Source organism: Aporhodopirellula rubra (genome assembly GCF_014192335.1).
Lineage (GTDB): Bacteria > Planctomycetota > Planctomycetia > Pirellulales > Pirellulaceae > Rhodopirellula > Rhodopirellula rubra.
Window position 1 is genome coordinate 523,366 of sequence record NZ_JACHXU010000001.1, and the last position, 14,754, is coordinate 538,119.

The 14,754-nt window shown below is 58.0% G+C and carries 11 protein-coding genes; 4 read left to right on the forward strand and 7 right to left on the reverse strand.

Going from position 1 to position 14,754, the window contains the following annotated elements; translation table 11 throughout:
• Positions 1 to 19: 19 nt before the first annotated feature.
• Both FHS27_RS01740 and FHS27_RS01745 read left to right on the forward strand, forming a co-directional pair.
• Positions 20 to 541: an NADPH-dependent FMN reductase gene (locus FHS27_RS01740; protein WP_009101102.1), complete on the forward strand. Its 522-nt coding sequence runs from the start codon at positions 20 to 22 to the stop codon at positions 539 to 541.
• Positions 541 to 1,671, forward strand: a complete 1,131-nt coding sequence (locus FHS27_RS01745) for a glycosyltransferase (RefSeq protein ID WP_184300822.1) — start codon at positions 541 to 543, stop codon at positions 1,669 to 1,671. The genes FHS27_RS01740 and FHS27_RS01745 overlap by 1 nt, the downstream gene beginning before the upstream one ends.
• Before the next feature lie 33 nt (positions 1,672 to 1,704).
• On the opposite strand, the gene FHS27_RS01750 is transcribed toward FHS27_RS01745, so the two are convergent.
• From FHS27_RS01750 to FHS27_RS01760, 3 genes are all read right to left on the reverse strand, one after another.
• Positions 1,705 to 3,807, reverse strand: coding sequence for a hypothetical protein (locus FHS27_RS01750; protein WP_184300825.1), 2,103 nt, complete (start codon positions 3,805 to 3,807; stop codon positions 1,705 to 1,707).
• A 139-nt stretch (positions 3,808 to 3,946) separates the two neighbouring features.
• A complete protein-coding gene (locus FHS27_RS01755; protein ID WP_184300828.1) occupies positions 3,947 to 5,857 on the reverse strand; it encodes a hypothetical protein in 1,911 nt (636 codons plus the stop codon).
• A complete protein-coding gene (locus FHS27_RS01760) occupies positions 5,854 to 6,573 on the reverse strand; it encodes an ABC transporter ATP-binding protein (protein WP_184300831.1) in 720 nt (239 codons plus the stop codon). Before FHS27_RS01760 ends, FHS27_RS01755 begins: the two co-directional genes overlap by 4 nt.
• A 197-nt stretch (positions 6,574 to 6,770) precedes the next feature.
• Between FHS27_RS01760 and FHS27_RS01765 the strand changes: the two genes are divergently transcribed.
• Complete coding sequence (locus tag FHS27_RS01765; protein ID WP_184300834.1) at positions 6,771 to 8,249, forward strand: MFS transporter; 1,479 nt, start codon at positions 6,771 to 6,773, stop codon at positions 8,247 to 8,249.
• Positions 8,250 to 8,415: 166 nt separating this feature from the next.
• Here the strand turns inward: FHS27_RS01765 and FHS27_RS01770 are convergent, their stop codons facing one another.
• Positions 8,416 to 8,835, reverse strand: coding sequence for a DUF2780 domain-containing protein (locus FHS27_RS01770; protein ID WP_184300837.1), 420 nt, complete (start codon positions 8,833 to 8,835; stop codon positions 8,416 to 8,418).
• 360 nt (positions 8,836 to 9,195) lie between these two features.
• Between FHS27_RS01770 and FHS27_RS01775 the strand changes: the two genes are divergently transcribed.
• Entirely contained in the window at positions 9,196 to 9,588 is a 393-nt protein-coding gene (locus FHS27_RS01775) for an RNA recognition motif domain-containing protein (protein ID WP_184300839.1), read from the forward strand.
• Positions 9,589 to 10,073: 485 nt separating this feature from the next.
• Here the strand turns inward: FHS27_RS01775 and FHS27_RS01780 are convergent, their stop codons facing one another.
• From FHS27_RS01780 to FHS27_RS01790, 3 genes are all read right to left on the reverse strand, one after another.
• Positions 10,074 to 11,462, reverse strand: a complete 1,389-nt coding sequence (locus tag FHS27_RS01780; RefSeq protein ID WP_315854459.1) for a trypsin-like peptidase domain-containing protein — start codon at positions 11,460 to 11,462, stop codon at positions 10,074 to 10,076.
• 504 nt (positions 11,463 to 11,966) lie between these two features.
• Entirely contained in the window at positions 11,967 to 13,043 is a 1,077-nt protein-coding gene (rlmN, locus tag FHS27_RS01785) for a 23S rRNA (adenine(2503)-C(2))-methyltransferase RlmN (protein ID WP_184300845.1), read from the reverse strand.
• Positions 13,044 to 13,192: 149 nt separating this feature from the next.
• Complete coding sequence (locus FHS27_RS01790) at positions 13,193 to 14,752, reverse strand: hypothetical protein (protein WP_184300848.1); 1,560 nt, start codon at positions 14,750 to 14,752, stop codon at positions 13,193 to 13,195.
• Positions 14,753 to 14,754: the final 2 nt, after the last annotated feature.

Here is a 14,754-nt window from a genome sequence, read left to right on the forward strand (position 1 = left end):
CACCCGTTACGTTTTCGACATGCATTTGATTATCAGTTCGTCGCTTCATCCGACCAGTCGCAGCCGTATTTTGGCGAGAGAAGTTCGCACGCGGTTGGAGGCTCAGGGACGTGAAGTGACCGTCTTCGATCTTTCGCAACGCACCCTTCCGCCCTGCGATGGGGCGACGGCCTACGGTGACGCGGAAGTCATCGCGCTCAGTGGATTGTTGCGTGATGCGGAGTCTGTTTTCGTCGCGTCGCCGGTCTACAATTATGACGTTAACGCCGCACTGAAGAACGCGGTCGAGTTAACCGGCAAGGCATGGACGGGGAAAGTCGTGGCGTTAATGTTGGCGGCCGGTGGGCAAGGCAGTTACATGTCGGCGATGGGGTTGGCGAACAGTTTGATGTTGGATTTTCGTTGTCTGATCGTTCCGCGTTTTCTTTATTCGACGGGCGAAAACTTCGAGGGCGATCACTTGGCCGATGACGACATTGCCGGGCGAGTAGATCAATTGGTCGGTGAGACGCTGCGGATCGCAGACGCGTTGGCGATGTGATGCAAGTCGACCTCGTTATCACCGAACTCGATGTCGGCGGAGCCGAGCGTGCTCTGACACGGCTCGCGGTCGGGTTGCAGCAACGGGGTGACGACGTTCGGATTTTTTCATTAGGCAGTCTGCCTCGCGAATCAAGTCCCGGTGATGGCAAGGATCAGTTGCTCCGCCAGCTTTACGATCACGGCATCGACGTTACGAGCGGTAACGCCGCGGGTGTCTTTCAATTGCCGTCGGTTTACCGCGAGTTGAAGCAATGGCTGCACCGGCGGCCGGACGCGGTTCGGCAGAGTTTCCTGTTTCATGCCAATGTACTGACCAAACACGCGATTGGTGCAAACGCAAAGACGCGATCGGGGACGCCGTGGGTGGGTGGTGTTCGGGTCGCGGATCCGAATCGGATTCGGATTGCGATCGAAGGACAGGCACTCCGTCAAGCCGATCATGTGGTTTGCGTCAGTGCAGCGGTGGAGGCGTTTTCACGGCGGCGGTATCGATTGCGAGAGAATCAAACCGGCGTGATTGCCAACGGGGTCGAGGTCGAGCGTCTGGTGAGTGCGACGCCGTTCGATTGGCAATCGCTCGGTTGGTCGCCGGACGCCAACGTTGTGTTGTTCATCGGTCGTTTGCATGAGCAGAAGAATTTGGGTTTGCTGCTGCGGGCGTTCGATCGATTTGTAAACGCGGAAAACCGCAAACTCGTCATCGCCGGTGGCGGTCCGCAGCATGAGATGTTGCAAGCATGGGCCGACGGAGTGGGAACGGATCGTGTGCGGATTCTTCCCTGGCAATCGGACGTGGCGCCGTTGATCGCCGGATGCCGCGTGTTCGTTTTGCCGAGTCACTATGAGGGGATGCCGAACGTGGTTCTCGAAGCGATGGCGGCCGGCAAACCGGTCGTATGCAGTCGCGTCGAAGGTAGTTTGGAGTTGATCGGTGATGATCCCGATCAAGGGTTCGAACCAGACAATGAGGACGGTTTGGTTAGCAGGCTTAACCGGTTTCTGGATGATTCGGATTTTGCCACGCGGGTTGGCAGTGTGAATCAAGAAAGAATGAGAAAAGACTTCACAGTGCAACGAATGGTAGACGCGTATCGTGACCTCTACGATCGATTGCAGAATCAACGCTGAGAGAATGCTGGGGATGGACCGAGATGGTGATCTCTACCATTCGAATTCGAGCGTCTTTCCGGCCAAACGACGTTTGCCCTGGTGGGCGATGGCCCGCAGGCGAACCGGTCCGTGTCCGATCTTTTCGGGAGCGAGGGTCAGCCGGCCCGCGGCTGCGTTGATTTCGGCGACGACGCGTCCCATGTGAACGATTTCGATCTTGTCGGCATCGGGGCATTCGGCGAACAGCGTGAATTCGTCCGTTTTGTCTTTGCGGAGTTGTTCGATTCGCGGCAATCGCGGCAATCGCGACTCGTCGCCGAGGATGAGTTGTTCCCGAAATCCGATCCGCGGTTGGGTGGGATGGTTGCCGATCAAGATCATGCGGAGATCGATCACGCCTCGCGTTTCATTCGGAAGATTGATGCGGATGTCGGCGAGCGGTCGTGAACGGTTCGCCAATTTACCTTCGAGATAAATCTCCGTGGCGGCGGTTGGCGTGCTCATGGGACTCTCGGGGAGCGTTTGCCAACGCATCGCAACGGCGGGCGGGGTGTCAGTGGTTGTTGATTCGTCGGTATCTTCGTCTGATTCCTCGGTCGTTGGCGAGGGTATCGGTTTCATGCTGACGAAGTCATTGGGTGCACGCGAGAAGGGTTGGCAGAGGGGATCGCCGACGATCAACATTTGGTAGGGAGACTGCAACGTGAGGTAGAACGCTTCGATCGCCGTGACGCCTTCGTAGTAGAACGGATACATCATCGCAGTCGGAAACTTCGGCGGCAGTGAGTAAGGTTCCGCGACCGCGCCACAACTGATCGCGGCGCCCGCGTGCAGGATTTCTGTCAATTTTGTTTGGCTCGAATTGCTGAAGACGGCACCGAGGCTGGTGAGGTTTTCGGCGATCGCGCCGCGAGTGAATGTCCAATCACGGTTTCGCAGCGGCAGGTTCGCGGCGCCTAACATCATGCCGACATAACGGCGTCGGTCTTTCGGTAGTGATGACGAAAAAATCTCGACGGATTGATTTCGCGACAACAGCCACGCGACGGCGTCGGGGGTTCCGGTGAAGCGTGTGGTGGATCGCACATCGCTGGTCTTTGAAAAACCGAACGTGGCGGCGGGATAGCTGCGGTCGGCGGCCGCGCCCCGTTGGAGTACCGTGACGGCTTGGTCCAATGTGCTGCCGTTTTTGTGGATTACGGCCAACACGCATGACAGCATGTAAGTCATCGCACCCTGTTTGACGGGCGCGGGATGTCCGTTGCCGGCCCATCCGACCGATGATGAGAACGCCACGGGGCCTTGCGAGGCGACGGGCACGTCTTGCAAACGCTCAATCAAACGTTTGCGATCCGATGGTAGTTCCGGGGCATCGGGATCAAACAATTGCCGCAGAGGTTCGGTTTCGGTCAGTTGTCGTTGATTGGTCCACCCGTGGCGGATCGCTTCGCCGACCTGTTCGATCGCTTTCTGCTCGTTCTCGGCGCGGAGCCAGTTTTCGGCCGCGAGAATGCTCAGCGGGTGTAGCGTCGGATACTCGTTGGAGAGCGATTCGAACGTTTGGGCGGCTTTGACAAAATCATTTGCCTTGGCCGCGTCGAGAGCCGATTGGAACTGCTCGCCGGGTTCACCACTGAAGGGATTAATGAAATGGCGTTCAAATCGCCCACGGGCGTAGAAGTTCGATGCCCAACCCAAATATGCCGGCGAGTCGGCCATCACCCATCGATAAAAATAGGTAAGTGAATTGATCGATGCGGTGGGCGTTTGGTATTTCTTTTGGGCCTCGTCGGTGAGTTGTTTGGTGTGTGATTTAATCGAAACCGACGTCGGGAATCCTGCCGAGTAGGCGATCAGATGAATTTGCGCGGCGAGTCCGCGGGCGTTGATCGTTTCAAAAACTGGACGCAGAATCTTATCGCGGAAGTCATCGAGCCCGATCGTTAAACCCGAGGGGACGTCGTCGAGAAAGATCACGTTTCCCGGAGGAATCTCGCGCAGGGAAATGTAGTGATTGGCAATCGTTAGCGAATCGGAAGACGATGCGTTGACGATTAACGCGACGTTCTCGCCGGTCAAGCCTGCCTGCAATCGTTCTGCAGGAGACAGCGCACCGAGAACAAGCAGTATCAGAATTGCAATCTGTCGGTTCATAGCCGAATCGATCGTCGTGGACGACGTCCTAAGAGTTCGAACAGAGGTAGAACACCTGACCGACGTGATATTGTACCGACCTCAATCGTGTCGTACGGACCCAGTCGTACTTTTACTGAATCAGTCCAGTTTTCCTGGATCAATCGGGCGGAGTGTCGATTGCGGGATCAAACCGTTTCCAACATCCCACCAAGATCCCGAACGCGGCCAGAGCGCACGTCCAGCATCCGATCAGGCTGCCCGTGAACGCGACCGGAAAGACGATGTTCTCAGGGAGGAGTGAATGACATGCCGTCACCCACAAGAACAACACGAATGGAACGAACGCGAGAACGAGTCCTTTCCATAGGAACGTGATCTTGGCCCGGATCACCATCGCGATGCCTTGATCGTGAATCTGGTGCGGGAAAGCTAGGAACAGCGAGTTTTCGATCGCAAAGGTCAGCACGGCGAGCGATGGGAACGCCACCGCGAGCCATCCGACCTGAGCAGCGGGGACATCGGCGATCAGGGACGCGACGGCGAGCGTGATCCATTGAAACAGAATCGTGATGGCAACCGGAACCGACAACATTCCCGCGCACATTTCCGACGCCGTCAACGGGAAAGATCGCAACAGACCGATGCGTTTGAGGTCGCGTCGGAAGTCAATTTGCAGTGCGGGCGGCGCTAACAGGAGTGAACTCAGAGCGATGCCGCCGATGACAAAAATCCATTGCTTGGCCGCTTGCCCGGCGAGTCCTTCGGAAGGCATCAAGAGAGGCGAAAGCGATACCGCCATCGGGATCGCGAAACTGACGAGAACGTTGGCGCGATAGCGGCGGATGCAGTGCAATTGTCGGGCGACGATACCCCAGAGAGGCCACGTGAACAAAGGCCGATAGGATTCGATTTCACGCGTACGTGCGGCGCGGTTGTTCGTTGATGAATTGAATGACGAAGTCTTGTTTAATGACGAGCCGTTGTTTTGTGTCGCGGAGGTGGTTGAGACTGCCGAGGCATCATGGGAAGTGTTTCCTGGTGCGATGCCGGTTGGTGATAGCTCGTTCCATGATCGCAGTAACGCCTGTTCGCTGGCGTGGCGACGTTGGATGGACCAGTCGTCCAGTCGTATCAGCGAGACGCCCAACAATGCGATCGTTGCGATCGAACTGAGGAGGAGTGCGAGGCAGTGCAACGGCATCCATGCGGCGGGAATGAATTGAGTGAACGGCCACATCGGTTGGCTGACCGCGAGGTGGGAGGCAGGCTGCAGCGGAAGTGCGAACCACTGCACCGTGTCGCTGCCGGCGAAGAGTGCCACCTCCGAGATCGCGGTCGACATGTACATCGCCGGATCACCGCCAGGCGGAGTTTCATTGATTGTTTGCAGTCCGAGGGCGGCGACGAGTGCGAAGGCGACGACGAGGCTGGCGGTTTGCAGGAATTTCTTTTCTCGTCGGTTCATGGCGTCGATCACGTGACTGACGATTCTCCGCATCCACTCGAGAGTGAAGAGTGCGAGAAAGACACCCATCCACAATGAGAACAGGTTCGGAACGTCACGCCATAGCACGACGCACAGCAGCAGCGATTTCATGATCGTCGCGGGCACCACGCGGGCGACGTCATGCAGGACCACGAACATCCGAGACATCGGGCCGCCTCCGACCCATAGCGACATCGCGGGTGTCGTCACGACGCACGTGGGGGCGTCGACCGGTCGGGAGGCCCACAGATATTTGATTGAGTGGTAGAGCGTGTACAGCACCATTCCGCCGGACAGCCACAGTTGTAAACGCCCGGGATCGACGACGTCACGTCGTGACAATACGGTGAAACCGGCGAGCAGGTACAGCAGGATGAAGCCGATCGCCAGGAACGAGGCGGCGGCTTGGCGGGGGGAGCGAATTCGAGCCCAGAATCGATGCAAACGATAAGACGTGCGGACCGATTCGAGATGCCAGATCGTTTCGAGTGGGTGTTTCCACGCGCCGAGCGAGCTGATCTTTGTCGACGGTTGCCATGTTGTCGCTTCGTGAGACGTCGGTGATGAGAATGTGGTGCTCATCCGACGACCGTCATGGCTGCAAAGAAAGCTTGCTCGAGCGATTGAGCTTGAGGGAACGAGGCACGCAATTCAGTGGTCGCACCGTGATAACGAACCGTTCCACCGTGCATCATCCAGACTTGATCGCAAACGTCGCCGATCATCGCGAGCAGATGGCTGCTGATGATGACAGTGTTGCTCTGGCGAGCGTATTGGGTGATGGAATCGAGCAGCGTGCGAATTCCGGGCGGGTCGAGGCCTGTGAGTGGCTCGTCGAGCAACAGAACAGGCGGTTCGATCAAGTACGCACACGCGATCGCGAGTTTCTGACGCATGCCGCGTGAGAGTGTGGTGACGGCGGAGTCGTATTTCGGCAACAACTCAAATTGCTCGAGCAAGTCATACGCGCGGCGTCGGTGATCGGGGATACGGTACAACTGCGCGACGAAGTCGAGGTGTTGGCCGACGGAGAGATCATCGAACAGTGGTGGATCGTCTGGCACGTAGGCGACGTTACGTTTGAGTTCGACTTGATTTCGGATCGGACACAATCCGTGCACCCGTATCTCGCCCTCAGTGGGGCGAATCAAGCCGGCAAGGCAACGCAAAGTGGTTGTTTTTCCGGCGCCATTGGGTCCGACCAGCCCACAAACCACCCCAGCGGGAATTGAGATGCTGATGTCCTTGACGGCGAGCGTGTCGTCATAGAGTTTTTGAAGGTGAGTGATCTCGATCATCACACGGTATCGATGTGTTTATGGGACGTGGGTTGTTTTGGAACAAGGGTTGCCTGCTTGCAACGCTACCCCACCGGAGCATGCACTTACGAAATCGCCCAAAACGGGTAACCGGTGCCGCCGGAATAGTTGCCGCGTCCGTTCCCTTTGTGCCGACAAAACCGTTTGTCCGGACTTTTTTGGTTCCTTCTCTTGTTATGAAGCTCTTCTTGGATTCCCGATCACGCTCGCTGCCGAATCTCAATCGGACGAAAGTGAAGCCCTCTTCACCGCTGCGTGAAGGTGCGCCGACTGCCAGGCCGGCGAGTTCACGGTCAGGTGATGCGGCCGGGACGAGCACGGGCGAATCCACGATTGCGGGAGCGACAACGTTGGGAACCGTGATGTCGGAAGTCGCGACTGCCGATGTTGCACGAGTGCAGAACGAGGCTGACATCAGCACAGCCGCGGCGTTGGGATCGCCGGTTCGCAAGGCGGCGTTTTGGGAACCGTTGCGTTTGCCGCTGTTTCGGTTTTTTTGGATCGCGTCGTTGGCTTCCAACTTGGGTACGTGGATTCACGAGGTCGGAGCGGGATGGTTGATGACGACGTTGCAAGGCAGTCCCGAAATGGTGGCTGCGGTTCGCACGTCGATGTCGTTGCCGATCGTTTTCTTGGCCATTCCGGCGGGAGTGTTGGCGGACCGGATTGATAAGCGGCGTCTGTTGATGATGACGCAGATATTGTTGTTCGGCGTGACCGCGGCGTTGGCGACGTTGACACTGACCGGCATGATCACGGCGTGGGGATTGCTAGCGTTGACGTTTGTGATGGGGCTCGGGATGGTCGTTCACGTGCCGACATGGCAATCGGCGATTCCCGAACTGGTGCCCCGCAGTCAGATCTCGCGGGCGGTGGGCTTGGGCAGTATCAGTTTCAACCTTGCACGTACCCTGGGGCCGGCGATCGGCGGTGTGTTGATTGCTGTCGTTGGAATCTGGAGCACGTTCGCGATCAACGCATGCACGTTTGCGGCCGTTGTTGGCGTGTTGTTTGTTTGGAAACGCAAGACTACCGAGAGCAGTCGAGGTCGATCGTTTTTGGCATCGATGCGGCAGGGCGTGCGTTACGTGGCCGTACACCGAGTGATGCGGCACGTCATGATCGGCGTCGGGTTCTTTGTTTTACCCGGCAGCGCGTTCTGGTCCCTGCTGCCGCTGTTTGCAAAGACGGAACTGGGTTGGGGCGCTCGAGGTTTCGGGATCATGGTGGCGGCGGTCGGTGCCGGTGCCGTGGTTGGTGCCTCGGTGTTGCCGCGTTTGCGTCACCGGTTCGGTTCGGATCGATTGGTGGCCGCGGCGATGTCGGTGTTCGCCATCGGGTTGTGGGTGATGAGTCAATCACCGCAGTGGCAAATCCTGATGCCGGCTGTGTTGGTGATGGGGGCCGGATGGATGGCCACGCTGACAACGCTCAATGCGACTGCCCAAATCACATTGCCACCACGTCTGCGGGCACGCGGCATGGGTTGCTATCTGACGATGATGGCAGGATCGATGGCGGTAGGTTCGTTGATGTGGGGCCAGATCGCAGGACGGATCGGATTGTCTGGTGCGTTGTCGGTCGCGGCCGGCATGATGCTGTGCACGGCGATGATCGGGTTGGCGTTCCCGTTGGCGACGGTGCTCGACGATTGATGCGTCAGGCTGTGATTGCGTCGGGCAGGTGATACGTCGGGCAGGTAATACGTCGGGCTGGTTCGGTTCACCGAGGCGTAGCAAGGATGGGGGGCGTTCCTACGCGGCCAGCGGATCGGCGTTGAAGCCGAATCCGCTTATTTGAACTGTTAAACTTTCTTGAAGATCAACCCAGCAAAGTCTTGAGCATGGGGAGCTTGCTCATGATCTGCTCAACGACATCGTCACCGAGTTTGTCTTTGAGGAATTCGACGACGGTAGAGATGAACGGTCCGAGTTTGTCCGCGTCGATTCCGGTGCTGGCCAAGGCGGACGCCATCTCGAGTCCACCGCCGGCGTTCCCGCCAAGGGCGGCGGAGGCCATTCCGGAAAGCTTGCCGAGCAGACCGCCACCGGCAGCCGGTTCGGGTGATTCAGCGGCTTGCGAGGCGGCCTCTTCGGCACCGGGGACTGCACCCGCGATTTGGCTGAAGAGATCGCCTCCGACTTGGTCTTTCAACAGAGCCATCAGTTTGCCGACTCCGGCATTGGCGATTGAGGAGTCGATACCGAGGCGTCCGGTGATGAGTTGGATCAATTCGTCCATGGGTTTTGCTTTCGAAAAGAGAGGCTGTGTGGAGAGCGGGCCTCGAGACTGCACGCGTCGATGCGGGAAATCAGGAGGCAGATCCACCGTGAAGAGAGGCTGGTGCACAAAGGTGCACACCAATGCCGTTGAGATTGAATTGTTGCGGCGGGCGGAAGGTCATTCAAGATGTCAATCACCCCAAACCGCGGCTTTTTGACATTCCTGGCATTGACTGGCGCCTCAGTTTGGTTCAGGCTTCGAGCTAGTTGAGCACCACACTCTTGGCGGCTGTTTGGTTTTGGAAGTGTTTTCCGCCAATTCCGCCTTGAATGCGAGAGACCTTTTGTCTCGTTGGTGACGGTTCGTAAGGTTAGTTTTGTGACGAATATTTATGTAGGGAACCTGTCGTTCTCGGCAACCGAAGATGATCTTCGGGGAGCGTTTGAGCAGTACGGCGAAGTGTCGGCTGTCAACATTATCATGGATCGGGAAACTGGTCGGAGTCGGGGTTTCGCGTTTGTCGAAATGGCTGATGCCGACGGAGCAAAAGACGCAATCGAAAACCTTGATGGTCAAGCGATTAGCGGTCGAAACGTAACGGTCAATGAAGCTCGGCCCCGAGCACCACGCACCGGTGGCGGTGGCGGTGGTGGACGCGGCGGCTACGGCGGTGGCGGCGGCGGCGGCGGCGGTCGCGGCGGCTACGGTGGTGGTGGCGGCGGTGGCTACGGCGGTGGCGGCGGCGGCGGACGCGGCGGCGACCGTTACTAAGCCTCACGGCAGGTTCTTAACACGAGACGTTTTCGTCGAGTGTCATAAACCACACACCCATGGACGTGGATCGAGAGAGGGAAACCTGATTTCGATTTCCAAACACGTCCAATTTTGATTCAAGCGACAACGGGATGAGTTTTCCAAACTCGTCCCGTTTTTCGTTGGCTCACCGAAAGACACTTCCGCTGCGAGAGACGACCGTCGTCTGTCGTGATCGGGCTTCGCTGCAAGCTTGAATGCATCGCCAAACATGACGTGAGCAACAGTGCGAAAACGAAACACCGGCGATGGACCAGTCCCGGCTGGGTCGACGAATGCTCTGGCTCGCGGTGCACGTGCGGGCGTGCGAGTGAGTCAGAACATCCGTCCCAGGACGTGTCCACCGCCGGTGTGGAGTTTTCGTGTCGGTACTGCCTCAAAGCGATCGCGGCAAAGCGTTTGGCGGGCGTACGTCCGCTGGCAGACCGATCAGATGGCGTTGATTAACGCCGCGTCGTCGAAGGTTGGACGGCGAGTTTCATGTGTCCGTAGAGCGTTTGATCTCGACGCACGATATAGAACTTGGCGTTGGGGCCTTGGCGAATCTCAGGATGCTGAAGGATCTCAGCGAGATCTGCGAGGCTCGATGTTTGCCAGGAGTGGATGCCCAACAGCACGTCGCCGACTCGGATGCTCTGTTCGTCAGCGGCCGAACCGGGGCGGACGTCGGTGATCACCAAACCGCCGCGATAGTTCGTTTGCATCTGACTGTTCATTCGGCGTGTGAACGAGTCACCTGCGGGACGAACGGCAACTCCAATCACCTGCCATGCGAGTGACGCGACAGGATCGGCTGATCCGGTCGAGGAAGGCACCGTGGCGACGAACGTTTCATAGGTTTCGTTACCGCGTTGGAACTCCACTCGAAGGTTCTCGCCCGGTGATGCATCGAGAACGGAAAGGGCATATTGCAAGGGGGTGTTGATCTTGTCGTTGTCGACTTTGATAATCCGGTCACCCGCTTTCAGTCCGCCACGTTGAGCGGAGCCGCCGTCGATCAGGTCGACCACTTGGAACCCGCCTTCTTGAACCGATTTGCCTTGCAGGCCGATCACGAATCGACGGTCATTGTGACGGACGATCATTTCGGTCACGGTGTCGAGCACTTGGTCGATCGGAATGGCGAACGCGATTTGCTGGGCTCCGACACGGACGGCGACGTTGACACCGATGATTTCGCCATCGATGTTCAGCAACGGACCACCCGAGTTGCCCGGATTGATCCCGGCACTGGTTTGAATCAGATCGCGATAACTCTGTGTTTCGTTCACGGGGATATCACGATGCAGTGCACTGACGATCCCAACGGTACTCGTATGGACATACCCAAAGGCGTTGCCGATTGCGATCACAGGTTCCCCGACCATGAGATCGTTGCTGTGTCCTCGTGGGATGGTTTGGAACGGACCGGCCCCGCGGAGTTTCACGAGTGCGAGGTCGTTGCTCGGGTCCGAGGCGATGAGGTCCGCCGTCGTCGTCGAGCCGTCGTGCAGAGTGACGTTGATTTCGTAAACGTCTTCGACGACGTGATAGTTCGTTACGACGTATCCACGAGGATCAATGACAACGCCTGTCCCCATGCCGTTGACTTGGCGGGCGACGTCGTTGGAGGATCCCGCCATCGAAGCGGCAGTTTGCCGGATCGTTTTTTGGCCGTGCAGATTGACGACCGACGGGGCCGCACGGCGAATCGCAGTGACGGTCGGTGTTTCACGTAGCGATCGACGGCTGCCGCTGAGCGAGCCATGGTCGGTGGCTGCGTTACGATAGCTGGTTGCGGCTACCGATTGCAAATCCTCCGCCGATGAGAGCGGGGCATTCGCCACGCCCATCGCCGCGATCACGACCACAGCGATCCCCCAAACCCAAGCGTTTCGGACCCCCGAAGGGATTCGAGCCTGAGTGAATTGGAGAGCCCTTGTCGCCGAAACGGGGAGACAGGTATCGATATTCTGATAATAAAAACGCATGTATCCCCGCACCCACCGAGCCGACCGAAGAAAACGGAAGCCGCGTGCCAGCCGGAGTGACCGGCACAAGGGGTAGCATCGGACATTCACGCTCGATCGCTTGATCACGCATAACCCGCCCCGCAAGGTTTACCACGCCGCCTGCCCAAGCCCGGTTAGGTAAGATGGGAGGCTCCGTCAAAAGGTGACGGTCGCTCCTTTTTCGGGGGCCATTGAGAGCGTTTGAGCGATAGAAAACCGATCAAAAAATGAAAGCTCTCTCAAGTCCTGGGTGAATTCGCGTTGCAGGCTCGACAATCGTCGAAGGAAGGCTCAATCGGCGCCACATTGTACGATTGTCGTACGTTGTGTTGGCGTGTTCTGGTTTCACGCGGTGGGGCTGTGGCGTGCCACGTTTGCATTGAGCCGCAACGCGTAGGTTCGGTTTTCTTTACGGACCAGTTGCCCACACGCGGCATCGATGTCACGACCGAGTGAATAGCGAACCGTGGTCTTCACGCCGAGCCCCTTCATCGCCCTGGCGAAGTCCGCGATCGCGTCTGGTTCGGTGCCCGCCAAATGCGGAGCGTCTTCGATCGGGTTGTACGGGATTAGATTCAGGTGAACGTTCAATCCGTCGAGCCATTTCGCTAAACGATCGCGGTCGATCACCGAATCGTTGACGTCGCGAAGCATCAGGTATTCGATCATGACCTCATGGCTTTGAATTTCATTGCACCGCTGAATCGTGGTTCGTAGTTGGTCGAGTGGATAACGTCGGGCGAGAGGAATGATTTTCTCGCGGGTCGATTGATCGGCACTGTGCAGACTCAGTGCGAGGTTGACTTTGGGAAATCGCCCTGCCATCTGAATCATCGCGTCAGATACACCGACGGTCGAAACAAGAATGCGTGAGGGAGAACGGTTGAAGTGGTCCGGGGCGGTGAGCACCTCGATCGTTTTGTGAAGTTGGGATTCGTTGTGAAACGGTTCGCCCATTCCCATGAACACAATGTTGTCGAGGCTGCCATCCTCGGAGGCGAGTAACTGACCGGCCTGCAGGACTTGGTCGAGAATTTCGGTGTAGTCGAGATTCTTGGCGATGCCCATTTTGCCCGTCGCGCAGAAGTCGCACGCGGCCGCGCACCCGACTTGGCTGGACACACACAAGGTGGTGCGTCCGGTCGCGATACGCAGAATCACCGATTCGATCAACATGCCCGCTTCGGTGCGGAACAGCAGTTTGGTCGCACCGTCGAGGTCGGAGTCAAACCGACGATACTGCTGCAGCACATGGCACCGGAGTGAATCCCGAAGGGGGAAATTTGACGTGGCGTCTTCGTCCGACCGAAACTGTTTGAATAAACGATTTCGCAGCGTGCGTACGTATTCCGGGTCGAGTCGGTGTTGTTGGCGTAGCTGTTCGATCGCGTCGGAATCGAATGGAGAAATCGGTTCGGTCACGTTCAATGCGGTGGGGGCTTCGGTATGGGATCTTGGGGAGCGGTGATCGTGGCAAAAACGTGTTCACCATGCCGGCGCTGAATTGCCGGCATGGTTGCGTCGACCTTCATGGCGGTCGAAGGTTGAGTGTTTCGGTGCAGCCGGGGCACTCACGGCGAGTCCTGCAAGAGAGCCGCTGTTAGCGAGGCCACCAATGGCAACATCTGTTGCTGTTGTTGCAGAACCGCGTATGCCCGCCGGCCGGTCAAACCGTGGTGATCGACGTGCTCGAGTTCCGACGCTAATGCCTGCCACGCTAGGGCCAACTGCGAGGCGGGACGTTGCAGCCGTTCGTAGGGTTGGCCGGCTTCGAGGTGCGAGTGAATCGAACGCGCCGCTTCGTAGAGATCATGTGCATGATCAACGAGTGAACGTGCGTAGTCGTCGGGACGCAGGTAGTGTTGCAGCCGTTTCATGTCGGCATAAAAGTACTCCGCGATGCCTTCGAGGGCAGCAGCATCGGACATCCATTTTTCACGAACCATTTCGGGAATGCCGACCGGTGGCAATCCGCTCGGTGGTGGCGCCATCCACAGCAACGCGTAGGTTTCATCACCGCACTGAGTTACGCGGGCGAGTCGTCGGTCGAGTATGGGGTCATGGTACCGGGCGATCGACTCAGCAAATGGTCGCCAACGGGCAACGAAGTTCGTGAAGTTGGTGACGATCTCGTCGTAGGACAACGACGGTAAGTGGTCGGCTTCTTCCAAGATGGCTTGACGTAGCAAACGTGCCTCATGAGTGAGCTCGCGCGATCGGTCGCTCGGCATGCGTGCGTCGGGTAAATCGTCGATGAGAGTTTGGATGTAAGTCGCCGCGATTACCATTTGGTCGTGTAACCCATGACGATCGAATTGCGGTGCGATCTCGCAAATTCCCGCGAGCGTTCGGCACGTCGCGTCACAGCGTGCGATCTGCCTCCTCATCGTTTGATCGCGATCGGGAACCGAACGCAATCGAAAGGACACCTCACGATAGCGTTGGTCGATTCCGCGATACGCGGGAACGAGCGGAGCCAGCGATGATGACGCTTCGGCTTGTGAGATGAGTGCGCCCACTTCGGCGCGAAGTTGGTAGAGCTCTGGTAATTGTGCGCGGAAGTCACGGTTGGATCGCGCGGCCGATTGGACGGTTTGCATGAGCTGAGTTAGCTCATTTTGAAACTGCGTCAACGTCAGGTCGAGCTCATGCACGTCGTGTGGATGGGGATCAACGCGTGAGGGCGGTCGTCGTCCGTATCGCGAGTCTTGGGGGCGTCCGAAGCCGGATGCGTCGTCGGAGGGCCGAGCCGGATCGCGACGTGTGTCGGGTTGCCGCGGGCGTGAGGGTTCACGCGGTGGGGTAACTTGTGGCGACGGCGACGTTGGACGCGGTTGGCCTTTGGCCGGGCCGAGAGGGCCCGCAGGGAATCCACCGGTTGTATCGGAGGGTTTGTCGCGAGGCTGAGGGGCCGGGGTGGGTGTGTCGGGTTGTCCCGTCCGTTCACGAGCTTCTCGCATTTGTTTTTCGGCGATCGAGCGAAACAGGCTCTCGAGAAATGAGCCGTTCTGTGCCATGGCGGTCGATACGGACAAGCTCGACAAACCGAACAGAACGACCATTCCGATTCGTCGGTAAAACCGAGCGTCTGGCGAGAGAAGTCGCAGATGACGCAAAGGATGTCGAAACATAA

Excerpts from the sequence above, each read along its gene's own strand:
- FHS27_RS01740 (WP_009101102.1), top strand. The coding sequence starts at position 20 with ATGCATTTGATTATCAGTTCGTCGCTTCATCCGACCAGTCGCAGCCGT.
- FHS27_RS01745 (WP_184300822.1), top strand. The coding sequence starts at position 541 with ATGCAAGTCGACCTCGTTATCACCGAACTCGATGTCGGCGGAGCCGAG.
- FHS27_RS01750 (WP_184300825.1), bottom strand. The coding sequence starts at position 3,807 with ATGAACCGACAGATTGCAATTCTGATACTGCTTGTTCTCGGTGCGCTG.
- FHS27_RS01755 (WP_184300828.1), bottom strand. The coding sequence starts at position 5,857 with ATGAGCACCACATTCTCATCACCGACGTCTCACGAAGCGACAACATGG.
- FHS27_RS01760 (WP_184300831.1), bottom strand. The coding sequence starts at position 6,573 with ATGATCGAGATCACTCACCTTCAAAAACTCTATGACGACACGCTCGCC.
- FHS27_RS01765 (WP_184300834.1), top strand. The coding sequence starts at position 6,771 with ATGAAGCTCTTCTTGGATTCCCGATCACGCTCGCTGCCGAATCTCAAT.
- FHS27_RS01770 (WP_184300837.1), bottom strand. The coding sequence starts at position 8,835 with ATGGACGAATTGATCCAACTCATCACCGGACGCCTCGGTATCGACTCC.
- FHS27_RS01780 (WP_315854459.1), bottom strand. The coding sequence starts at position 11,462 with ATGGGCGTGGCGAATGCCCCGCTCTCATCGGCGGAGGATTTGCAATCG.
- FHS27_RS01790 (WP_184300848.1), bottom strand. The coding sequence starts at position 14,752 with ATGTTTCGACATCCTTTGCGTCATCTGCGACTTCTCTCGCCAGACGCT.